This window comes from Sphingomonas trueperi (assembly GCF_040545965.1).
Taxonomy (GTDB): domain Bacteria; phylum Pseudomonadota; class Alphaproteobacteria; order Sphingomonadales; family Sphingomonadaceae; genus Sphingomonas; species Sphingomonas trueperi_C.
Genome location: NZ_JBEPMV010000010.1, coordinates 12,808 through 35,434 on the forward strand (window position 1 = coordinate 12,808; position 22,627 = coordinate 35,434).

The window sequence follows — 22,627 nt, forward strand, 5'->3', positions numbered from 1 at the left end:
CACAACGCACGAGACCGGCCGAGCGCTGCGCCCGGCCGGTTCCTCTGGGGTGTTCAGAAGTGGTAGGACGCGCTGAACAGCGCCGACCGGCCGAGGATCGGCCGCGCGAGGATCACCCCGCTGCCCTGCGATCCGATCGTGCGCGGATTGCCCTCCGTCAGCCCGATCGTGTTGGTGATGTTATCGACCGAGGCCTGCAGCGTGATCCGCTTGGTGACGTCCACGGTCAGCCCCGCGTCCCATTTGTAATAGTTGGGCAGCAACTGGGCGTTCTGCACGTCGGAGAAGCGGTCGCCGATATAGGTGACCGAGGTGAACAGCGTCGCCTTGCTCTCCGGCCCGAACTCCACCGAATAGGCCGGCGAAACCCGCCACTGCCATTTGGGCTGGCGCTGCACGCGGTTGCCGGTGAGGTTGGTCGCGCCATTGTCGGTGAAGAAGTCGCGATACTTGCTGTCGAGATAGGTGCCCGAAAAGCCGATGGTGAAGTTGCGCACCGGCCGCAGCTCGCCTTCCAGCTCGACGCCGGTGGCCTTCGCACCCCCGACTGAGGCGATCGGCGCGCCGCTGGTGATCACCGTGGTGGCGAGGCCGTTGAAGTCGTTGTGGAACACGGTGAGATAGGCGCTCGCCAGATCGGTCGAGACCTTCAGCCCGCCCTCATAGGTATCGACCCGCGGCGCCACGGTGATGCCGTCGCGGAGGTTGTCGAAGAAGGGGAAGCTGTTGCCGCGGCTGTAGCGCAGGAACAGCCCGATCGAGCGGGTGAAGTCGTAATTGGCGCCCGCCGTCCACGACCATTTCTCGCCGCGATAGCGGATCGTCGAGAAGGTGCCGTTCAGCACCGCATCGCCATTGTCGTAGAGCGTGTTCGGGTTGCGATCGAGCCCGCCCGCCGGGGCGCTGCCGTTATTCTCCAGCGTGCCGTCGACCGAATGGTGCTGGTAGCGCAGGCCGGCATCGAGACGGAGCTGGTCGTTCACCTGCAGCTCGTCGACCGCATAGACCGCCGCGTCCTTGCCGTCATAATCGGCATTGACGTTGAAGGTGGAGCCGCTGGTGAAGCCGTTGCGGGTGACGATGCGGCCATCGGCGAGCGTCAGGTTCAGGCGCCGGGCATTGGGCTCGGCGGTGAGCAGCTGGCTGTTGCCGAGGTTCCACAGGTCGCGCGACGAATAGGCGGCATAATAGACCCCGGCCGTGAACGTGTTGCCGCCCTTCTTCCATTCGAGCGCGAAATCGTTGGAGAAGTTCTCGATGCTTTTCTGCACCCGCCACAGGCCTGCCTCGACCACCTGGGTGGTGCCGGGCACCGCCTGCCCGCCATTGACGAAGCTCAGGCTGCCGATCGTGCCGCCCTTGCTCGCCGCATAGGCGGAGGCGCTCTGCGGCGGGGTGCCGCCGGGGACGAGGCCGGTGGTGTTGGCATCGCCCTTCAGCCAGCTCAGCCGATCGCGCAGCTTGAATCCGTCGCCCAGCCGATATTCGAAATTGCCGCCGAGATTGACGACATCGGCCCCGCGCCCGTCGGCGAGATCGACCCGGGTGCCGTCGTTGAGCACGCCCAGCCGGGTCTCGCCGCCCGCCAGCGTGCCGGTGCCGGCATCGAAGCTGCCATATTGGCTGATCTTCTTGCCATTCTGCACCACCGGAATCGGCAGCAGCCACTGGCCGCGATCGTTGAGGTAGCGGCCGAACACCAGCACCGAGCCATTGTCGAAATCATGCCGGACATTGGCGGTAATCTGCCCGCCCTTCTCGGCGGTGAAGCGCGGGTTGCGCACGCCGTTGCCCGCCGAATAATAGCCGCCGACCATATAGGTCGTGCTCGCGCCGAGGGGGCCTGAGAGATAGCCGTCGGCACGCACGTCGCCATAGCTGGCGACGCCGAGCTTGAGCAGATTGTCGGGCGTCGACCCGCCCTCGCGCTGGACGAAGTTGATCGTCAGGCCAGGCTGGCCGGACGAAAACAGCGCCCCGGTGCCGCCGCGCACCGCTTCCACCCGCTTGAGCGTGGAATCGATGCGGATCAGCTGCGAGTTCTCGAGAAAGGAAAGCGTCGGCGGCGAGAAGATCGGCACGCCTTCGGACTGGATCGTCACATATTCGGCGTCGCCGCCCGAAGGATAGCCGCGCACGAAGATATTGGCGCCGTTCTTGCCGCCCGAACTCTCCACGCTGATGCCGGGCACGACGCGAAGCACTTCGGCGGTGCTCGCGGGTGCCAGCCGTTCGATCGCCGCGTCGTTGATCGTGGTGACGGCGAAAGACGCGTCCTGGCGCCGCGTGCCTGCGCCGGCGGTGCCGGTCACGACGATTTCGGGGTCGTTGGCGGCAGGCGCTTCCTGCGCATCCGCCGCGGCGACCTGCGCTTGCCTGGCCCGCGCGGCGGGTGCCGCCGCCGCTCCCTCGGTACCGCCGCCTTCGACGACGAAGGTGCCGCTGGCGGTGGTGCGGTAGCGCAGGCCGCTGCCGGCGAGCAGCATCGCCAGTGCGCGGTCGACGCCGTAGCGGCCGCGAAGCTCGGGTGCGCGCTTGCCGCGGACCAGGTCGGGTGCAAACAGGATCTGGCGGCCGCTCTGGCGGGCGAATTCGGTGAGCGCAGCACCGAGATCGCGGCTGCCGATCGCCAGGCTGACGGTGGGTTCGGCGACGGGCGCGGCAAGCGCGGGCGTGAGGGCGCAGGCGGCGACGCCGGCGAGCGCCAGGCTGCGGACGAGCGTGGAAAGGGGTCGGGGCATCAGGATCCTCCCAAATCGGTTCACGAGGCGCCGTCTGGTGCAGCGCTTCTACCCGCCATGACGCAGCCGACCCAAAAACCCGAACCTGCCTCCGCGAAAAATTTCAGCGGCGGCTGGAAAGCTCGATTGTGCCGTCGCTCCGCGTAACCGCCGCGACAGGGAAGCTGGTCTCCAGCGCCTCGGCAAAGGTCGCGCTTTCGCCGGTGCGGAAGGCGCCGCTGATGCGGAGCGTGCCGGCGCGTGCATCCTTCACCACCAGCGCATGCGGGGCATAGCGGTTGAGCTCGGCCACGGCCTCGGCGAGCGGCGTGTCGGCGAACACCACCAGCCCTTCGCGCCACGCTTCGAGTTGGCGCGCATCGCCGCCGTGGCGCAGCGTCATGCGGTCGCCGCGAGCGACCAGCAGGTCGTTGGGCACCATCGCGACGGTGCCGACGGTGACCTTGCCCTCGACCAGCAGCACGGTGGTGCGATCGACGTCCAGCCGCACGTCGAAGGCGGTGCCGTGCGCAATCACGTCATGCGCACCGGCGGTGACACGGAACGGTCGCGGCTGGCCCTTGGCGACTTCGAACCAGGCTTGGCCGCGTTCCAGGATCAGGTGGCGCTCGCTCGGCGTATAGGCGACGCGGACCGAGGTGGCCGTGTTGAGCGTCAGCCGAGAGCCGTCGTCGAGCATCATCGACAGGCGCTGGCCGACGCCGGTGCTGAACAGCCTGGTCTGCGCGACGTCGGTGCTGGCGGGGCCGCGATGCTCGGCGGCGTACCAGCCGGCCAGCGGCAGCGCGACCAGCGCTAGTGCGGCGAGCGCCGCGCCCGCCTTCTGCTTGCGCGCCGCCGAGCGTGCGCGATGCACCGCGATGCGGGTCGCCGTCGCCTGCCGGAGCGCCAGCAGCTCGGGATGTGCGGCGAGGGAACGGGCGCAGTCGTGCGCGGCCTCGATCCGCGCGAAGGCGACTGCATGGGCCGGATCCGCCATGCGCCAGCGCTCGAACGCCTCGGGCGGTGCGGCGTCGGGGTCGCGCGCCAGCCGCTCGTGCCAGCGCGCCGCCTCGGCGGCGATCGTTGTCGTGGCGGTCCCGTCAGTCTTCACGCCACGCCTCCAATGCCGTGGTCACATGCGCCATCGCACGCGCCACATGTTTCTCCGTCGCCCGGGTCGAGATGCCGACCAGCCGGGCGATATCGGCGATCTTCAGCCCTTCGAGCACGCGCAGCACGAAGATGTCGCGCGTGCGCTCGGGCAGTTCGAGCAAGGCATCGCGGAGCCGAAGCACTGCCTGCCTACCCTCCAAGACGCGATGGGCCGAGAAATCCGAACCGGGATGGGTTTCGTCGTCCCAACTTTCGTGGACGGCTCCGCCTTGCGCCGCCTCACGACGGGCACGATCGCGGAGCGTGTTGGCCGCGGTGACGAAGAGGAAGCGATCCGGCTGGTCGATCGCGCCCGGATCGGGCATCCGGCTGAGCTTGAGGAACACGTCCTGCACAAGATCGGGCACGTCGTCGCGTACGGCGACGCGCCGTTCAAAGAAGCGCGCCAGCGGCCGCGCGTAGCGGCGCGCGAGCCGGTCCAGCAACGCGCCGCGTTCGCCTTCTGCCCCTCTCACCCGCCGCGGCCGCATCGTTCACGTGCTCCTTGGTCGCCGGTTTTGCGCGGATGCGGCGGGGGACACAAGAGGCGAGGCATCGTGGCGGCGCGGAGGCTTATTCGGGGCGCGGTGGACGTTGCCTTGCGGGGCCCGTCGTTCCGGCCCTCTTCGCATGCGCAAGCAGTCGCCGAATCCCCAGCAGCCGGGCTGCCGGGGACGCATTGCGTCAGCCGTTCAGGCGGTCGCGAGGGGCTTGGCGCGCGGCTTCCGTGCGGGCTTGGGCGCGGGCGCATCGGCACCGGCGGTGCGTGCCGCGCGCCCCTTGGCGCCGAGGCCGATCTTGTGCGCCATGGCGCGGCGCTGTTCCGAATAGGTCGGCGCCACCATCGGATAATCCGGCTTGAGATTGTAGCGCTCGCGATATTCTTCGGGCGTCAGGCCGTGCGTGCTCAGATGCCGGCGCAATGTCCGGTACGGCTTACCGTCGATCATCGAGATGATATGATCTTTCGACGCAAGCGATTTGCGAACGGAGACGGCCGGCGTGAACGCTCCGGCAGAAGTTTCTTCGCTGGCATCGTCGGCCTGCCCGGCGGCGCCTGAAAGCGCGATCACATCGGCATGCATCTTCCGAAGAAACGTAGAGACATCCTCCAGCGTCGCCCGATTATTCTGATTCGAGAGCCAGGCGATAGTGAGATCGCTCGCGAGTTCAACGGGATCGGGGTGGATCTGATCAGGCATGTTGCGTCCCTCTTCATTGTTACACGGCTTATGGCCGTACACTTGTTTATAGTGGTGTATCTCACTCGTCTTCTAAAATATGTTGGAAGTCGCAGAACAATGTTCATATCGCACCTTATTGCGCATTGAGCTGCAAGCTACTCAATATGGTACGATCGGCCTAAAAAGCTGTTTGCTGCATAAAGAGAAAGTTTTGGCAGGTAGCCGACAATAGCGTTTAGCCTTGGGCACCCAATGCGCGAAGCAGCGTTTCTCGTGCGCGTTCGACTTGCTCGGGTGTGGGCTTGCCGAGAACACCGCGTACCGCCTCGGGAATATGCGCCGCTGGATCACCGTGGAGCTGGAACACCAGGTGGTCGAACATTGCCCGCCATGCGAGCCGCTGGTCCTCGGGAAGCAGCCGCAACGAGAAGAGCGCGTGATACAGCGCGTCGTGCGGGTTGAGGATGGCGCGCTGGGGGTGCGTCCACCAGTAATTGGCGAACAGGTTTACCGGATCGAGCGAGTCCACTGCGTGCCACCATTGGAACGGGATGTAGATCGCGTCGCCCGGTTCCAGCACCGCCGCCTGCGCGTGGCGCGCCGCCTCGGCGTAGCGGGGATAGCGGGCGAGATCGGGTGCGGCGATGTCGACAAAGCTGGTCGGTGTCCCCGCCGGGGTGAATTCGAGCGGGCTCATATAGAGGTTCGAGACCTGTTCGGGCGGAAACAGCGTAAAGCGCCGCCGCCCGGCGACGACCACGCCGATATTCTCCATCAGGTCGTAATGCGCCGCGACGCGCAGCTGGTTGCCCAGCCAAAGCCGCGGCACGACCTCCTCGCCGACAAGATTGATTGCGTTCTCTGCGGTGAAGCCGGGAAGCAGCTCGGGCGCGAGGATCGACTGGATCGCCATCGCATAGCCGGTAGGGCGTTCCAGCTCGCGGAGCAGCCGGTCGAGGAACGGATCGAGCGGTGACACGCCGCGGACGAAGTTCATGCCGGTGAAGTCGTCGTTGTAGAAGAACCGGCCCTCGATCGCCGGTTCTCCGACGATCGCGCTCACCGGGCGGTCATGGCTGAAGCGCTTGCAATAGGCGACGATCCCCTCGCCACCCGCGCGCCCGGCATGCACCGCCGGCCAGTCGGCGGCCAGTTCGCGCAGCACCACCGGTTCGCGCGCCCGCCGGACCTCTGCATCGAACCGTTCGCGGTCGATCGTGCCCAGTTCGCGGATCGGACGTGGCGCGGGCAGGTCGCTCACGATGCTTGTCGCAGCGGCGGCAGCGCGCAGCCGATCCGGCGGAGATAATCGTCCTGCAGCGGCATGGCGTTGGCCGTTTCGTCAATCACTTGCGCGATGTGGTTGAGGCGTTCGAGCGTCTCCGCATCGGATAGCAGATCGGCAACCGGATGATAGCCCGCCGGCACGATCCCCTGGCCGTTCATCACCGCAAGCCAGCTCGCGTCCTGGAACAGCTCGTGCTGCTCGCGAAGGATGCGGCCGTTGCGGCGGAACAGCGCGATCCGCTCGGCCAGGCTGTCCGGCGGCGTCATGTCGCGGCAGCGGCGCCAGAATGCGGTGTCGTCGCGCTCGGTCGCCTTGTAGTGGAGGATCAGGAAGTCGCGAATATCGGCATATTCCTGCGCGGTCTCGCGGTTGAAGCGATCGATCTCGGGCGCATCGAACCCACGGCTCGGAAACAGCGCCATCAGCCGCCCGATGCCCGACTGGATGAGGTGGATGCTGGTCGATTCAAGCGGCTCCAGGAAGCCGCCGGCGAGCCCCAGCGCCACGACATTGCCGATCCAGGCGCGGTCCCGGTGCCCGGCGCGGAAGCGTAGCGCGCGCGGTTCGGACAGCGCCGGCCCGTCGAGGTTCGTGAGCAACGTCGCCGTCGCTTCGTCGTCGGACAGGTGGTCTCCAGCATAGACATAGCCGTTGCCGGTGCGATGCTGGAGCGGGATCCGCCACTGCCAGCCCGCGGCCCGCGCCGTTGCCCGCGTGAGCGGCAGTCGGTCCCCGCCTGGCGCGCAGGGTACCGCGACGGCGCGATCGCAGGGGAGCCAATGGGTCCAGTCGCAGAAGCGCGCGCCCATCGTCTGCTCGATCAGCAGCCCGCGAAAGCCCGAGCAATCGACGAACAGGTCGCCCGCAATTTGTGCCCCCGATTCGAGCCCGACGGCGGTGACATGGCCGGTTTCGCCGTCGCGGCGGACCTCGACGATCCGGCCTTCGCTACGGCGCACCCCCAGCCCCTCGGCGAGCCGCCGCAGGAAGCCGGCATAGAGCCCGGCATCGAACTGGAAGGCGTAGCCGAGCCGGGCAAGCGGGGAATTGGGCTGGCCGGGCGTGGGATGCGCAAAGCGTCCGCGCCGGGCCGCGGCGATGCCGATCGAATAGGTGTCGAGCGGCGTGGTATGGCCGAGCGCACGCGCCTTGAGCCAGAAATGGTGGAACTCAACGCCCAGCATGTCGATCCCGTAGACGCCGAACGGATGGACATAGCGCGTGCCGATCCGTTGCCAGTCGACGAACTCGATGCCCAGCTTGTAGGTCGCGCTGGTCTCGCGGACGAACGCGGCCTCGTCGATGCCGAGCATCCGGTTGAACAGGTTGATGTGGGGGATGGTCGCCTCGCCGACGCCGACGGTGCCGATCGCATCGGACTCGACGAGTTCGATCTGCAATCCCGGCAGGGCGCCGAGCAGCTTGCCGAGCGCGGCCGCGGCCATCCAGCCGGCGGTGCCGCCGCCGACGATCACGATCCGCCGGATCTGGTCGTCTCTCACACCGGCGATCCGGGTGCTGCGAACGGCGCGTCCTGCGCGAAGGAGAAGACCGGCAGCGGTTCGGCGGCGGGCGGCGGCTGGGATGCCGGCTGGGGAGCGATGCGCGCGAGGAACGCGGCATGGGTCGGCATCTTCTGCGCCGTCTCCCAATAGCCCTGTCGCATCTGCTCCAGCGCCTTCGCGACGAGGTTTTCGTCGAGCGCATCGGCGGCCGGTTCGTGCTCGCGCGGCACGATGTGCTGGCCGAGGCACACCGCAACCCAGCTGGTGTTGGTGAACAGCTCGGTGCCTTCGCGGAACAGCCGCCCTTTGCTCTGGAACAGCGCAATCCGGTTCGCGAGGCTTTCGGGGATGTCCATCGTGCGCACGCGGTTCCAGAAGGGCGTGTCGGTGCGTGTCGTCGCCTTGTAGTGGAGGATGATGAAGTCGCGAATGTCCTCGTACAGGTCGCGCATCTGGCGGTTATATTCCTGCCGCTCGATCGGATCGAAGCGCTTGTCCGGGAACAGCGCGATCAGCCGGGCAATGCCGCTCTGGATCAGGTGGATGCTGGTGGACTCGAGCGGTTCGAGGAACCCGCTCGACAGCCCCAGGGCGACGACGTTGCGGGACCAGCTTTCGCGCCGCCGCCCGGTGGTGAAGCGCAGCCGCCGCGGATCGGCGAGCGCCGGCCCCTCCAGCGAAGCCATCAGCTGCCGCTCGGCGGTGTCGTCGTCGATGAACTCGCTGCAATAGACATGGCCGTTGCCCATCCGGTGCTGGAGCGGAATCCGCCATTGCCAGCCAGCGGCGCGCGCGGTGGAACGGGTAAAGGGGTCGGGATCGCGGACATTGGCGCAGGGCACCGCGACCGCGCGGTCGCAGGGCAGCCAGTGCTGCCAGTCCTCATAGCCCGCCTGCAGGGCTTCCTCGATCAGCAGGCCGCGAAAGCCGGAGCAGTCGATGAACAGGTCGCCGGCTACGGTGCGGCCGTCCTCCAGCGTCACCGACTGGACGAAGCCGTCGTCGGGTCGCAGCGTCACGTCGGTGATCTTGCCTTCGATGCGGGTGATGCCGCGCGATTCCGACAACCGGCGGAGCAGCTGGGCATAGAGGCCGGCGTCGAAGTGGAAGGCGTAGAACAGCTCGCGCACGGGGGTCTGTGCGGTAGGAGAGGGGCGGCCGAACTTGCCCATCGACGCCGCCACCGCGCTCATCGACCATTCGGCGATGTCCGGTACCGCCCGCCGCGCCCGCTCGCGCAGATAGAGCTGGTGGAAATGCACCCCCTGCAGATCCTGCGCGTAATTGCCGAAGGGGTGGAAATATCGCTCGCCCAGCCCGCCCCAGTCGACGAACTCGATGCCTAGCTTGAAGGTGCCGCCGGTCGCGGCGAGGAATTCGTTCTCGTCCAGCCCGACCATCTGGTTGAAGCGCAGGATCGGCGGGATCGTCGCCTCGCCGACGCCGACCGTGCCAATCTCGTCGGATTCGATCAGGGTGATGCGGGTATAGCCGTTGTTGAGAAAGCGTGAGAACGCCGCGGCGGCCATCCAGCCGGCGGTGCCGCCGCCGACGATGACGACGTCGCGGATACTATGCTCGTTCATGCAAATGCCTCGATTGCGCGGCGCGATAGGCGGCCAGGGTGGGGAGGGGGCGAACCGCCTGGGCGATCCGATCCCGATGGCGGGCCATGGCGTCGGCAGCGCGGGCCGGCGGCACCGCATCGGCGAGCGGATCGATCCGGCGCGGCAGCACGCCCTGGCCGAACAGCACCGCAAGCCAGCCGTCGCGATCGAAGGTCTCCTCCTCGTAAAAGGGCAGGCGACCGCGTTCGCGGAACAGGCGTAGCGTATGGGCGAGCGAGTCCGGGGGCTCGGTGCTGGTGACGTCGTGCCAGAACGCGCCAGCACGCCGCGCCGTGACATAGTGCAGCAGCACGAAATCGCGGACCCGCCGCGCCTCCGCCAGCGCCTGGCGGTTATATTCGGCGGCTTCCAGCGGGTGCGGCGAACCGGCGGGCAGCATCGATATCAGCCGGTCGATCGCGCTGTGCGCGAGATGGAGGTTGCCCCATTCGAGCGGCTCGATCGTCACCGCCGCATCGCCGATCGCGACGACATTGTGCCGCCAGGGTTCGAGCGTCGCGCCCGCCTCGAAGCGGATCGCCGCATCCTCGTGATGGCTGTGTGCGGCGCTGTAGACGGCGCCCTGCTGGGTGGCACTCGTCCACCGCCAGCCCCGTGCGGTGGCGGTCACGCATTCCATCGGTGCCGCGTCCTCGGCCGGTGTCGGTTCCTCCAGGAGCAACCTGTCGCAGGGAAGCCAGCGCTGCCAGCTTTCGCGCGCGCTTCCCGTCACCCCATGCACGCGGGCGGCGGGGCCGCTGCAGTCGCAGTACAGGTCTGCGGTCACCCGGAGGCCATCGGTCAGCACCACGCCCGCGATGCTGCCATCGGCCGCGCGTTCGACCTCCGCCAACCCGCCGTCGAGGGTGCGGACGCCGACATGCCGGGCGAACGCCTGGAGCATGCCAAGATAGCGGGGCACGTCGAGCGCGAGGCCGAAGCTATGCTCGCCCAGGATGCCGCCCTCGGCCGGCAGCACGAAGCGTCCCTCGCGCGCCATTGCCGCGGCAGCGGAAAAGGCATCGAACGGCGCCACGACGTCGCCCCGTGCCGCGCGCGCCCAGAGATGGTGGAAGGAGACGCCGTCGACAGGCTCGCCATGCGGTCCATGGGCGTGAACATAGTCGGGCAGACCCTCCACCCAGTCGCGATACAGCGTGCCGAGCCGATAGATGCTGCCGGTGCGCACGACGCCGTCGCCCAGCCCGATGCCGAGATCGGCATGGAAGCCGAGGATCGAAGGCAGGGTGGTGGCGATCCGATCCGCCAGCGCATCGCCCGGGGGCGCGAGCGGCAGGATCGACACGGCAAGCGCGGGCACCCGGCGCTTGAGCGCCGCGGCGGTCGACCAGCCGGTGAGGCCGCCGCCGACGACGAGAACCTGGGCGATGCTCATGCCGCTGCCGCCATCGCGCAATAGCGATCGATATAGCGCAGATGCTCGGGCACCTGCGCGACGGTCGCGGCGATCTCCGCTTCCAGCGCGCGCATGCCCTGCAGCAGCGCCGTCGGATCGGCGGCGTCGGCGCGAGGATCATAGCCTTCGGGCAGGATGCCCTGGCCGACATAGACGGCGATCCAGCTCGCATCGAGGAAGACGCCCTCGCGATACTTTACCACCCGGCCGGCGTGGCGGAACAGCTCGATCTTTTCGGCCAGGCTGTCCGGCACGGTCATGGTGCGGACGTAGGTCCAGAAGTCGGTGTCGGTGCGCGTGGTCGCGTGATAGTGGAGGATCAGGAAATCGCGGATGCGATCATATTCCAGGTCGATCAGCCGATTGAACTCGTCGCGCTCGATCGGCGCGTCGGGCGCTTCGGGAAACAGCTCGATCAGCGCGGTGATCGCCTGCTGGACCAGATAGATGCTGGTCGATTCGAGCGGTTCGAGAAAGCCGCTCGCCAGCCCGATTGCGACGCAATTTTTCACCCAGCTGCGCCGCCGCCGCCCCGCGCGGAAGCGCAGCACGCGCGGATTGGCGAGCGCTGCGCCCTCCACTGCCCCGGTAAGCGCCTGCGCCGCCGCCTCGTCCGAGGTGAAGGCGCTGGCATAGACATAGCCGTTGCCGGTGCGGTGTTGCAGCGGAATGCGCCACCGCCAGCCCGCGGGCATCGCGATCGCGCTGGTATAGGGCGTGACCGAAGTGGCGGTGCGGCAGGGCATCGCCACTGCGCGATCGGCGGGAAGCCAGTGGTTCCAGTCCTCGAACGGCTCCGCCAGCGCCTCGCCGAGCAGCAGCGAGCGAAAGCCCGAACAGTCGACGAACAGGTCGCCTTCGATCACTTGGCCGTCGTCCAGCCGAACGGCGGTGATGTTGCCGCTTGCGCCGTCGCGCAGCACCTCCACCACCTTTCCCTCGGTGCGCCGCGCACCCAGCCCTTCGGCGATGCCGCGCAGATAGGGGGCGAACAGCAGCGCATCGAACTGATAGGCATAGCCATAGGTGGAGGCGATCACTGCCGGATCCGAGGCGGGCAGGTCGAACCGGTTGGCTCTGGCGAGCATGCAGCCATAGGAAAACCGCTCGAGCGACGGCACCGCGACGCCCGCCAATCGCAGCCGCGTCCAATAATGGTGGAAATCGACCTCGCCCGTGCCGCGGCCGAACGTGCCGAAGGGGTGGACATAGCTGTCGCCGATTTTTCCCCAGTCGCGAAATTCGATACCCAATTTGAACGTACCGCGCGTCCAGGCCATGAAATCGGCCTCGCGGATGCCGAGCTTTTCGACGAACCCGCGGATGTGCGGCAGCGTCGCTTCGCCGACCCCAATGACGCCGATCGCCTCGGACTCGATGAGGTGCAGGCTGCAACGTTCTGGCAACAAACGGGCAAGCGCCGCCGCGGTCATCCAGCCCGACGTTCCCCCCCCGACGATCACCACGCGTAGACTCGGCTGCCCGGTCATCGCTGCATCCCCTCCCGCTTTTGCGCGATTACCGGCAATTTTCGCCGCTATGTCAAACGTTCCTTCGCGCCTGACCCAGAGGGCAGGTGCCCGAGCGTTGCATCCAGGTTACAGTGTTTGCGAAAACATTTCCAAAAATGGTAGCGGTCGCATTGCCAAGCGCGCGGCGATCTGATGTACATACTGACAACATTGTCGTGGCCAACGAGTCACCAAAAAATCGGAGGAGGGGATCATGCGGTCGTCATCGCGTGCGCGTCTGCGCAATATCAACAGAATCGGATCTTTCTTGCGGAGTGCGTCGGTGGGCGCGCTGTGTGTTGCGGGGATGATGGGCACCGCCCATGCCCAGACCGCGACCGATGACCAGCAGGCGGGCGCGACGCAGGTCGACCAGGCACAGCAGGATCAGATCGTCGTCACCGGCATCCGCGCCAGCCTCGCCACCGCCCAGTCGATCAAGCGCAACTCGGACACGGTCGTCGACGCGATCACCTCGCAGGACATCGGCTCGCTCCCGGACCGTTCGGTCACCGAAGCGCTGCAGCGCGTGCCGGGCGTGTCGATCAACCGCTTCGCCGGATCGAACGACCCCGATCACTTCTCGGTCGAAGGCTCGGGCGTCGCGGTGCGCGGCCTCACCTTTGTCCGTTCCGAATTCAACGGCCGCACCGCATTCGCAGCGGGCGTCGGCGGCCAGGCGCTCAACTTTGCCGACGTGCCGTCCGAGCTGCTCGGCTCGGTGATCGTCGCGAAGAACACCACCGCGGACATGATCGAAGGCGGCCTGGCCGGCACGGTCAACCTCAACACCCGCAAGCCGTTCGACCGTACCGGCCTGCATGCCGCCCTTAGCGCCGAGGCGAACTATGGCGACATGCGCAAGAAGTGGACGCCGACGATCTCGGGTCTGATCTCGAACACCTGGGATACCGGCATCGGCCGGTTCGGCCTGCTCGCCAGCGGCGCCTTCTCGCAGATCAAGAGCCGCTCGGACGGCATTCAGGTCGCCAACTACCAGACGCGCGACAACACGCTGGTCAACGCGGCGAATACCAACGGCACGCTCGTCTGCCGCAACCCGCTGCCGTCTTCCACCGACACGACCACGCTGCCGGCAGCCAACGCGCCCTGCGGCACGGCGAGCGGCGCCGGCGCGGACGGCTTCGCCGACTTTGCCCGCTCGCGTGTTGCGCCGGCGGGCGGCCAGTTCCGCACCCAGGAATTCAATCGCAAGCGCGACGGCATGTCGCTTGCCGCGCAGTTCGAGTCGGTCGATCACCGCACGACCCTGACCGCCGAATATGTCCGCTCGCACACCACCCAGGAGTGGAGCGAATACACGTTCGAAACCGCGCCGGATCTTGCGGAATACACCACCTATCCAAAGGGCTGCCTGCAGAACTCGAACGGTCCGAACACCATTCCGGCCGATGGCAGCGCGGGCTCGGCAACCTCGCGTGCCGAGTGCCCGGTCGGCAAATTCCAGGACTTCCAGTACGACGCCAACGGACTGTTCCAGTCGGGCTATATCGTCAACACCAGCAATGGCTGGCGCGGCGATCCGAGCACCTCGCCTTATGTGCCGATCGGCGGCCTTCAGCAGTCGCTGGCACGCCGCCAGTCGCGCGAGGAGACGCTGAACCAGGACTGGAGCCTGCGGCTCAAGACCGAGCTGACCGATCGCCTGACGGTGACGCTCGATGGCCAGGTCGCCAAGTCGCACCGCCAGCAGCTCGACTTCTCGGTGTTCGGCTCGAGCTTCGCCGACCAGGAACTCGACATTTCGGGCAAGATCCCGTCGGTGACGCCGCACAAGCCGCAATATCTCGGCTATAACTGGTCGACGCCGAACGCCGCGCTCGCCAGCGCCACCGATGCGCAATATTTTAACGACCCCCGCTTCCAGTTCTGGCGCGCGGCGATGGACCATTTCGAGGACAGCACCGGCACGCAATATGCGTTCCAGGGGGACCTGGAGTACAAGTTCGACGAGGACTCGTTCCTGCGCCGCGTGAAGTTTGGCGCGCGCTACCAGGATCGTGACCAGACCGTCCGTTACTCCACCTATAACTGGGGCATGCTGAGCGAGACCTGGTCGGGATCTCGCCCGGTCAATTTCTCGGACACGCCGGCGAGCATGATGACCCGGTATAATTTCCCGAACTTCTTCCGCGGTCAGACCGCGGCCCCGCCGGGCGCCTTCTATTATGGTGGCGACCTGATCCGTGGCTATGACCAGGCGGTGAAGGATTTCCAGGCGGTGCAGGCGATCGCCACCGGTCTCGGCGCGTCGCCGACCTGGGTGCCTGCCTCCGGGCGCACGCGCGCCGTTGCGGGCACGCCCTATCTGCCGTCGGAAATCCAGCCGGTCAGCCAGCTGGATACGGCCGCCTATGGCATGGCGAGCTTCGGATCGGACACGCTGTTCGGCAATATCCGCTTCTCCGGCAATATCGGCCTGCGATGGGTGCGCAGCAATATTCGTTCGGAGGGCCGGATCGGCGTGCCGAGTCAGGCCGAGCTCAACATCCTCGAACCCTATGCCACGCGCTGCGCGCTGACGGTGCCGCCAAATGCGCCGCCGGGCACGTTGCCGCAGCCGCAGGGCGGCGTATGTACGCTCGGCCCGTCGGGCTATGTGCAACTGCAGCAGTTTGCCGGTGCCGGGTTCGATGCCTTCAACGCCGCCAAGACCAGCTACAGCTACTTCCTGCCCAGCCTAAACCTGAAGTTCGGCCTGTCGGACACGCTGCTGATCCGTCTGGCCGGATCGAAGGTGCTGACCCGTCCGGACAACGCCAATATTCGAAACTTCCTGAGCATCGGGCTGGGCACCAGCGGCGAGCTGACGGCGACCGCGGGCAACCCCTATCTGCGCCCGGCGACCGCCTGGCAGTTCGATGCCAGCCTCGAATGGTATTTCGCGCGTGTCGGCTCGCTGACCCTCAACGGCTTCTACAAGGCGATCGACGGCTTCTTCTACCAGCAGGTGACCAACCGCTCGCTCACCAGCAACGGCGTAACCAAGGACGTGTTCGTCCGCGGCCCGGCCAACTATGCGGGCACCGGCAAGATCAAGGGCTTCGAGCTCGCCTATCAGCAGACCTATGACTTCCTGCCCGGCCCGCTGAAGGGGCTCGGCATCTCGGCCAACTACACGTTCATCGACAGCTCGGGCCTGCCCAACAGCTTCCTGAACGGCGGTTCGCCCTCGAACGTCTCCACGGTAACGCCGTCGGGCAACCTGCCGCTCGAGCAGCTGTCCAAGCACAACGTCAACGCGGCGGTGTTCTATGAACTGGGCGGCATCTCGGTGCGCGCGGCCTATAACTGGCGCTCGCGCTTCCTGCTGACCGCATCGGACGTGATCTTCCCTTATTATTCGATCTTCAACGAGCCGGTGGGGACGCTCGACGCTTCGCTGTTCGTCAACGTGACCAAGGACGTCAAGATCGGTGTGCAGGGCGTGAACCTGACCAACACGATCACCAAGACGACCCAGGCCTATACGGGCGATCCGAAGGACCTGGCGCCGCGCTCCTACTTCATGAACGACCGTCGCTTCTCGTTCATCCTGCGCGGCAGCTTCTAAGGGGCGAGAGGGGCTCGGCAACCGCCGAGCCCCTTGCGCGGCGCTCAGCGACGGGCCGTGTCCGCCGGCTGATCGCGCCAGATCCAGCGCATTATCTCGGGCAGCAACGCGCCGCCCTCGGCGTCTGAATGGCCGCCCGCGGTCCAGGCATGGCGCACGTCGTAACGGGGGCCGGGCCGCTTCTCGGCATCGGCGTGCGCGTTGGCCCATTCGAGGCTCTTGAGCATCTGCTGGTTGGCGAGGAACCAGTTGCCGTGCTCGTTGTCGAGATCCTCGCGCCCATCCTGCAGGAACACGCGCAGCGGCCGGATCGGGCTCTTGCGGATCAGCCCCGGATAAATATCGCCGCCATAGGCGCGCGGCTGCCCGTCCGCGCCGAGGGTAAGGCCGATCGAGGTGTAGCTGCCGATGCAGCTGATCACGTTGCCGAACGCCTCGGGGTGGCGCCAGGCAAGGGTCCAGGAGGCGATGGCCCCGCTGGAGGTGCCGCCGACCGCGCGCCGCTTCGGATCGGCCGAGAAGCGCCAGCGCCGGGCCACCGCGGGGAGCAGTTCGTCGAGCGTCATCCGGGCATAGGCGTCCGACAGCGCGTCATATTCCTCGACCCGGTGGTCGGGGTTCTGCATGCCGAGCGTGTTGGGATAGTGCGCCGATCGGTTGCCGGGGGTGACGAACACGCCGAGCGTCTGGGGAATGGCGCCCTGTGCGATCAGCGCGTCGAGCACCGCGGGCACCTTGAGCGAACCGTTGGGATTGGTCGCACGCTGGCCATCCTGGAACAGCAGCAGGTTGGGCGGCCGCGCCGGGTCATAGCCGGCGGGGACATAGACCCAGTAGCGCCGCACCGTACCGGGATAAACGCGGGACTGGAGCTCGAAGGGTCCCTCAAGGCGTCCGTGCAGCGGGGCCGCGGCGACCTCCTGCGGCGGCTTCGGGACCGAGGCGGGCGCGGCCACCGCCGCCAGCGCACAGGCCAGTAGGAGAGTCGAACGGATCATCCTTGGTCTCCTGCGACGTGCGCCGTGGCCGCCGCCCGGACGGCGAGCCAGCGATCGCGTTCTTCGTGCGCGTCAGCGAGTGCACGGTGCGCCGGCGGCGCGCGATCCTGCATGTCGGCATGAACGAGCAGGTCCTCGATCGTGGCGTCGAGCAGCGCTGGCGGCACGTGGCCGTCGAGCACCGCGCGGGCCGCCTCGCGCCACGCGGCCTCGGTATCGCGCAGCCGCAGGCTGTGGCGCGGCAGCCCGGCGGCGCGGAGCAGGGTGCTCAGCCACTTGCCGTCCCAGCTCGGCGCGCTGGCCAGCAAATCATGGCCGGTCAGCACCTCGACCATCCGCTGCGCCACCGCGTCGTGCGGCTCCCCTTCGGCGAGCAGCGTTGCGCGGGGAATGTGGTGGATCGCCTCGGCGGCGGGATCCCAGTCGTCCCAGTCGGGGGCGGGGCGGAGGAGGTGCGCCTCGCTCCGCCCGTCCTCGAACACCCACGCCACCTCGATCGGGTAGCTGCGCTTGCCCAGTGACGAGGCCTCGAAGTCCATAAACACCAGCATGTCTGCGATAACGACAGCGAAGGGCCTGGACTGCAAGGCCTTTTCGCAGCTCAGCGCAGGCGGATGGAAAGCTCGACCTCGTCGTTGAACGGCATCGACATATAGCCGCCCGCGACATTGCCCACTCGCTCCAGATAGTCCGGGCAATGATCGACATTGTCGGCGATCAGGATCGCGCCGGGGCGCAGCCGCGGTTCGAGCAGGTCGAGGATGTCGGCATAGAGCGCCTTGGCGCCGTCGAGCAGCACGAGGTCGATCGTCTCGGGCAGGTCCGCCGCCAGCGTCTGCAACGCATCGCCTCCGCGGAAGTCGACCAGATCGGACAGGCCGGCTTCGGTGAGGTTGGCCCTGGCGCGGGCGATCTTCGAAGGCTCGAACTCGGTCGCGATCAGCTGCCCGCCGCCATTGTCGCGCAGGGCTGCTGCGAGGTGGAGCGTCGAAATGCCGAACGAGGTGCCGAACTCGACAATGTTCCGTGCCTCGGTGGCGCGGCCCAGCATGTAGAGCAGGGTGCCCACCGCGGGCGAGACGGGCAGGGCGAAATTGCCGAGCCGGGCGTAGAGCGTGGTATAGTCGGTCTTGCTGCGCAGCAGGCGGCGCTGCTCTTCGCCGCTGATGCCGGCAAAAGCGGGGGCGAGCGCGGGCGGGTTCGCCTCGGCCTCGGCAAACAGGCGCGCGATCAGGGGCGCCACGGGGGCGCTGGTAAGCGTATTCGTCATGGGGATGCTCCGGCGACCGGCAGGAACTTGCCGGCACCGCCAAAATACGACTAATTCGTCAGCTTCGCCTATTCGCATTGCCGAGGACCCCCATGGCCGCCACCCGAACCCCGCCGATTCACGCGCGGAAACGCCCGAAACAGCAGCGCGCGACCCAGCTGATCGAAGCGGTGCTCGAAGCCGCTGTTCAGGTTTTGATGGTCGAGGGTGCGCAGCGTTTCACCACCGCGCGAGTCGCCGAGCGGGCGGGGGTGAGCGTCGGCTCGCTCTACCAATATTTCCCCAACAAGGCGGCGATCCTGTTCCGGCTGCAGGCGGACGAATGGCGCCGCACCACCACGCTCCTCTCCGACATCCTCGAGCAGCACGACGTGCCGCCGCCGGTGCGGATGCGGCAACTGGTCCATGCCTTTGTCCGCTCGGAATGCGAGGAGGCGGCGGTCCGCACCGCCCTGGCGGACGCCGCCCCGCTCTATCGCGATGCGCCCGAGGCGGTGGCCGCAAAGGGAGAGGCCGCGCGGATCTACCGCGCGTTCGTCGAGGAAGCCTTGCCCGACGTGCCCGAAGCCGAACGGCACCGCGCCGGCGACCTGATCAAGATGACGCTGAGCCAGGTCGGCGCCAGCTTCTCCGCCAGCCCTCGCAGCGAGGCGGAGATCCTCGCCTGGTCCGATGCGATGGCCGACATGTTTCTCGCATATCTCAGCGCGCTTCCCGGCAAAACCGGTTAGGGTGGCAGGAATGAGCGATCCGCACGACCTCGACCGATTCGTCGCCGCGCAGGAGGGGAGCTTCGACACGGCGCTCGCCGAGATCCGCCGCGGCGCCAAGCGCAGCCACTGGATGTGGTACATCTTCCCGCAGGTCGCCGGGCTGGGCCGGAGCGCGATGGCGCAGCGCTACGCGATCGCCTCGCTGGCCGAGGCACGGGCCTATCTCGAGCATCCGCTGCTCGGCCCCCGGCTGCGCGACAGCGTCTCGGCGTTGCAGGACCTGACCAGCGGCACCGCCGAGGGCGTGTTCGGCGAGATCGACGCGATCAAGCTCCGCTCGTCGCTGACCCTGTTCGAAGCTGCCGGCGCGGGCCCGCTATTCGCCGCCGCGCTCGACCGCTGGTTCGGCGGCACGCGTGACCCGGCGACGCTGGAGATCCTCGAACGGGACCCCGGCTAGGCCTTCAGCAGCGGCAGCAGGATCGTCTCGATCGCCTGGGCGACACCGTCGGCATCGTTGCCGCCCGTCACGTGCATCGCCGCCTTGCGGACCTCTTCCGGTCCTTGGCCCATCGCGATCGACAGTCCGGCGCGCCGGAACATCGGCAGATCGTTATACTGGTCGCCGATCACCGCGACGTCGCTGAGCGGCACGTCGAGCGTCGCCGCCAGCGCGGCGATGCCGTCGCCCTTGTTCGCCATGGGGGCGGTGACATCGAGATAATAGGGCTGCGACCTCGCGACCTCGGCCCCGTCGCCCAGCGCCGCTGCGACTTCGGCTTCCAGCCCGGCGAGCATGTCGTGATCGGACGATACCGCGACGATCTTGTCGATCGCATCGAGCAGCGGGCCGAAATCGGTGCAGACGACCGGATCCTGCGCGGAGGTGACGCACTCGCGCGGGGTATAATGGTCGTCGAGCCGATCGGCATACCATTGCCCCTTGGCGAAGACCCAGCGGATCACGTCCGGCCGGTCGACCAGCGCGAGGGTGCGGGCGGCGACCTCCGGATCGAGATGCGTCTCCGACAGCACCGTGCCGTCGGGCCGCACGATCGTGCCGCCGTTGAACGCGCCGATCGGAGTGGTGAGCCCCAGCCGCTCGGCGATCCACAGCAGCCCGCTCGGCGGCCGCGCGCTGATGATCGAGACGGACACGCCCGCCGCGACCAGCCGCTGCACCGCCGCCACCACGGGTTCGCCAAGTGTCTTGTCGGGCCGCACCAGCGTGCCGTCGACGTCGGAGAGGAAGAGGCGCAGGTTCATTCGATCTCATGCCAGTTGCGGCCGTCGCGCGCCAGCAGCGCGTCGGCGGAGGCGGGGCCGGCGCTGCCGGCGGGATAGTCCTCGGGTTCGCCGCTCTGCCAGGCGTCAAGCAGCGGCTGCACCGCGCGCCAGCCGCCCTCGATCTGGTCGGCGCGCTGGAACAGGCTCTGGTCGCCGATCAGCACGTCGTAGAGCAAGGTTTCGTAGCCGGTGCGGTGGCCGAGATCGAAGGCGTCGGCATAGGCGAAGCTGAGACAGGCCGGCACCGTCTCGATCACCGGGCCGGGCCGCTTGACCGACATTTCCAGCTTCAGCGCCTCGCCCGGCTGGATCTGCAGGATCAGCCGGTTCGGCGGCAGCGCCTCGGCCGGCGTGTCGCGAAACATCAGCGGCGGCACGGCGCGGAAGTGGATGACGATCTCGGTATCGCGCGCGGTCAGCGCCTTGCCCGTGCGGAGATAGAAGGGGACGCCGTGCCAGCGCCACGTCTCCACCGCCACCTTCAGCGCGACATAGGTCTCGGTATTGCTATGGGCGGCGACGTCGGGCGTGTCGCGATAGGCGGGAACGTCCTTGCCGCCGGCGGTGCCGGCCAGATAGCGACCGCGCACGGCATCCTCGGGTCGGATCGGCCGCACGGCTGCGATCGCCTTGGACTTTTCGGTGCGCAGCGCCTCGGCGTCGAAGCTGTTGGGCGGCTCCATCGCGACCAAGGCTAGCAGCTGGAACAGATGGTTGGGCACCATGTCGCGTAGCGCGCCGGTCTCGTCATAGAATTTGCCGCGCGTGCCGACCGACACCGTCTCGGCGGCGGTGATCTCGACATGGTCGACATAACGGTTGTTCCACACCGCCTCGGTCAGCGCGTTGCCGAAGCGGGCGACGGTGATGTTCTGTACCGTTTCCTTGCCCAGGAAATGATCGATCCGGTAGATCTGGGTCTCCTCGGCATGGCCGAGCAGCTTGGCGTTGAGCGCCTGCGCCGATTCCAGGTCCGTGCCGAACGGCTTCTCGACGACGAGGCGGCGAAAGCCGTCGTCCTCGTCGAGCAGCCCGCTGGTGCCGAGCTTCTCGCCGATCGGCCCGAAGAAGCCGGGCGCGGTGGCGAGATAGAAAACCGCGTTGCCGTGGAGCCGCTCCTTCAGCGTCGCGTACAGCGCGTCGTCCGTGAAGTCGCCGCGCAGATAGGTGATCCGCTCCCGCCAGCGCCCCCAGGCCTCCTCGTCGCCCTCGATGAACGCGCCGAGCTTCTCGCGCAGCGCGTCGTCATCGCCTTCGCCGTGGCTGATGCCGAGCAGCGTGGTGTCGCCGTCGAGCAGCCCGTCGCGCTCCAGATGGACCAGCGCGGGCATCAACAGGCGACCGGCGAGATCGCCCATCGCCCCGAAGATCACCAGCGTCGCGGCGGGTGCCGGCGGCGCCTCGCTCACTGCGGCATCTCGACATGCCCGCCAAAGCCGAAGCGCATCGCCGAGAGCAGCTTGTCGCCGAAGGTATTCTCGACGCGGCTGCGATAGCGCGCGAACAGTGCCGCGGTGAGGACATGTACCGGCACGGCCTCTTCCATCGCCGCGTCGATCGTCCAGCGGCCTTCGCCGGAATCGGCGACCTTACCGCTATAGTTTTCGAGCATCCCGTCCTTGGCCAGCGCCTGGGCGGAAAGGTCGAGCAGCCAGGACGAGATCACCGAGCCGCGGCGCCACACTTCGGCGATGTCGGTCAGGTTGAGGTCGAAGCGCTCGTCTTCCGGCAGCGCTTCCGACGACTTGCTCTTTAGCACGTCGAAGCCTTCGGCATAGGCCTGCATCAGGCCGTATTCGATGCCGTTGTGCACCATCTTCACGAAGTGACCCGCGCCCGCCGGGCCGCAATGGATATAGCCCTTCTCGGCGCGCGGATCGAAGCCTTCACGGTCGGCGCGCTCGGCGGTGCGCGGGATGGTGCCGAGGCCCGGTGCCAGCGCGTCGAAGATCGGATCGAGCAGATCGACCACGTCCTTCTCGCCGCCGATCATCATGCAAAAGCCGCGGCTGAGGCCCCACACGCCGCCCGAGGTGCCGACATCGACATAGTGGAGCTGGCGCTCTGCCGCGACCTTGGCGCGGCGGATATCGTCCTTGTAGAAGCTGTTGCCGCCGTCGATGATGATGTCGCCGGGCTCGGCGGCCGCCATCAGCGCTTCCACCGTAGATTCGGTTGGCTCGCCGGCGGGGAGCATCACCCAGAAGATGCGCGGCGCGGCCATTTTGGCGACGACGTCCTCGAGCGAGGTGGCGGGGGTCGCACCGTCCTTGGCCATCGCGTCGACCGCGTCGGTGCTGCGGTCGAACGCCACGATCTCGTGGCCGTGCTCCATCAGCCGGCGTCCGATCCCCGCACCCATGCGGCCGAGGCCGATCATTGCAAGACGCATCCGCTG

Annotated in this window: 18 protein-coding genes; 3 read left to right on the forward strand and 15 right to left on the reverse strand. The window is 67.5% G+C overall.

From position 1 onward, the window contains the following. Positions 1-53: 53 nt before the first annotated feature. The 9 genes from ABIC35_RS20785 to ABIC35_RS20825 all read right to left on the reverse strand — a co-directional run bounded on the left by ABIC35_RS20785 (position 54) and on the right by ABIC35_RS20825 (position 12,366). Positions 54-2,741, reverse strand: coding sequence for a TonB-dependent receptor domain-containing protein (locus ABIC35_RS20785; protein WP_121080184.1), 2,688 nt, complete (start codon positions 2,739-2,741; stop codon positions 54-56). A gap of 103 nt (positions 2,742-2,844) precedes the next feature. Further along, entirely contained in the window at positions 2,845-3,834 is a 990-nt protein-coding gene (locus tag ABIC35_RS20790) for a FecR family protein (protein WP_121080186.1), read from the reverse strand. After that, the gene (locus ABIC35_RS20795; RefSeq protein WP_121080188.1) at positions 3,824-4,366 is read right to left on the reverse strand and encodes an RNA polymerase sigma factor; all 543 of its coding nucleotides are present in this window, start codon (positions 4,364-4,366) and stop codon (positions 3,824-3,826) included. The genes ABIC35_RS20790 and ABIC35_RS20795 overlap by 11 nt, the downstream gene beginning before the upstream one ends. A gap of 201 nt (positions 4,367-4,567) precedes the next feature. Beyond that, on the reverse strand, positions 4,568-5,077 hold the full coding sequence (locus ABIC35_RS20800; RefSeq protein WP_121080190.1) for a MucR family transcriptional regulator: 510 nt from the start codon (positions 5,075-5,077) through the stop codon (positions 4,568-4,570). A gap of 217 nt (positions 5,078-5,294) precedes the next feature. Further along, on the reverse strand, positions 5,295-6,320 hold the full coding sequence (locus ABIC35_RS20805) for a cupin-like domain-containing protein (RefSeq protein ID WP_354278587.1): 1,026 nt from the start codon (positions 6,318-6,320) through the stop codon (positions 5,295-5,297). Further along, the gene (locus ABIC35_RS20810) at positions 6,317-7,849 is read right to left on the reverse strand and encodes a tryptophan halogenase family protein (RefSeq protein ID WP_121080192.1); all 1,533 of its coding nucleotides are present in this window, start codon (positions 7,847-7,849) and stop codon (positions 6,317-6,319) included. Before ABIC35_RS20810 ends, ABIC35_RS20805 begins: the two co-directional genes overlap by 4 nt. Next, on the reverse strand, positions 7,846-9,438 hold the full coding sequence (locus tag ABIC35_RS20815; RefSeq protein WP_121080195.1) for a tryptophan halogenase family protein: 1,593 nt from the start codon (positions 9,436-9,438) through the stop codon (positions 7,846-7,848). The genes ABIC35_RS20810 and ABIC35_RS20815 overlap by 4 nt, the downstream gene beginning before the upstream one ends. Continuing rightward, positions 9,425-10,855, reverse strand: a complete 1,431-nt coding sequence (locus ABIC35_RS20820) for a tryptophan 7-halogenase (protein WP_121080267.1) — start codon at positions 10,853-10,855, stop codon at positions 9,425-9,427. The genes ABIC35_RS20815 and ABIC35_RS20820 overlap by 14 nt, the downstream gene beginning before the upstream one ends. Next, the gene (locus ABIC35_RS20825) at positions 10,852-12,366 is read right to left on the reverse strand and encodes a tryptophan halogenase family protein (RefSeq protein WP_121080197.1); all 1,515 of its coding nucleotides are present in this window, start codon (positions 12,364-12,366) and stop codon (positions 10,852-10,854) included. The genes ABIC35_RS20820 and ABIC35_RS20825 overlap by 4 nt, the downstream gene beginning before the upstream one ends. Positions 12,367-12,694: 328 nt before the next feature. Between ABIC35_RS20825 and ABIC35_RS20830 the strand changes: the two genes are divergently transcribed. Beyond that, entirely contained in the window at positions 12,695-15,961 is a 3,267-nt protein-coding gene (locus ABIC35_RS20830) for a TonB-dependent receptor (RefSeq protein ID WP_121080199.1), read from the forward strand. 44 nt (positions 15,962-16,005) lie between these two features. Here ABIC35_RS20830 and ABIC35_RS20835 read toward each other — a convergent pair whose 3' ends face one another. From ABIC35_RS20835 to ABIC35_RS20845, 3 genes are read right to left on the reverse strand one after another with little or no spacing between them, the layout of a single operon-like run. After that, on the reverse strand, positions 16,006-16,959 hold the full coding sequence (locus ABIC35_RS20835) for an alpha/beta hydrolase (protein ID WP_121080201.1): 954 nt from the start codon (positions 16,957-16,959) through the stop codon (positions 16,006-16,008). Then, entirely contained in the window at positions 16,956-17,510 is a 555-nt protein-coding gene (locus tag ABIC35_RS20840) for a 3'-5' exonuclease (protein WP_121080203.1), read from the reverse strand. The genes ABIC35_RS20835 and ABIC35_RS20840 overlap by 4 nt, the downstream gene beginning before the upstream one ends. 50 nt (positions 17,511-17,560) lie before the next feature. After that, positions 17,561-18,229 (reverse strand): O-methyltransferase, encoded by a 669-nt coding sequence (locus ABIC35_RS20845; protein WP_121080205.1) that lies wholly within the window; start codon positions 18,227-18,229, stop codon positions 17,561-17,563. A 92-nt stretch (positions 18,230-18,321) separates the two neighbouring features. On the opposite strand from ABIC35_RS20845, the gene ABIC35_RS20850 reads away from it, so the two are divergent. Continuing rightward, the gene (locus tag ABIC35_RS20850) at positions 18,322-18,960 is read left to right on the forward strand and encodes a TetR family transcriptional regulator (RefSeq protein ID WP_121080207.1); all 639 of its coding nucleotides are present in this window, start codon (positions 18,322-18,324) and stop codon (positions 18,958-18,960) included. 10 nt (positions 18,961-18,970) lie between these two features. Next, entirely contained in the window at positions 18,971-19,402 is a 432-nt protein-coding gene (locus ABIC35_RS20855) for a DUF1810 domain-containing protein (protein ID WP_121080209.1), read from the forward strand. Here the strand turns inward: ABIC35_RS20855 and ABIC35_RS20860 are convergent. From ABIC35_RS20860 to gnd, 3 genes are read right to left on the reverse strand one after another with little or no spacing between them, the layout of a single operon-like run. After that, a complete protein-coding gene (locus ABIC35_RS20860; RefSeq protein ID WP_121080211.1) occupies positions 19,399-20,208 on the reverse strand; it encodes a Cof-type HAD-IIB family hydrolase in 810 nt (269 codons plus the stop codon). The two genes, ABIC35_RS20855 and ABIC35_RS20860, sit on opposite strands and share 4 nt — an antisense overlap. Further along, on the reverse strand, positions 20,205-21,638 hold the full coding sequence (gene zwf / locus ABIC35_RS20865) for a glucose-6-phosphate dehydrogenase (RefSeq protein ID WP_121080212.1): 1,434 nt from the start codon (positions 21,636-21,638) through the stop codon (positions 20,205-20,207). The genes ABIC35_RS20860 and zwf overlap by 4 nt, the downstream gene beginning before the upstream one ends. Continuing rightward, on the reverse strand, positions 21,635-22,621 hold the full coding sequence (gnd, locus tag ABIC35_RS20870) for a phosphogluconate dehydrogenase (NAD(+)-dependent, decarboxylating) (protein WP_121080214.1): 987 nt from the start codon (positions 22,619-22,621) through the stop codon (positions 21,635-21,637). Before gnd ends, zwf begins: the two co-directional genes overlap by 4 nt. Positions 22,622-22,627: the final 6 nt, after the last annotated feature.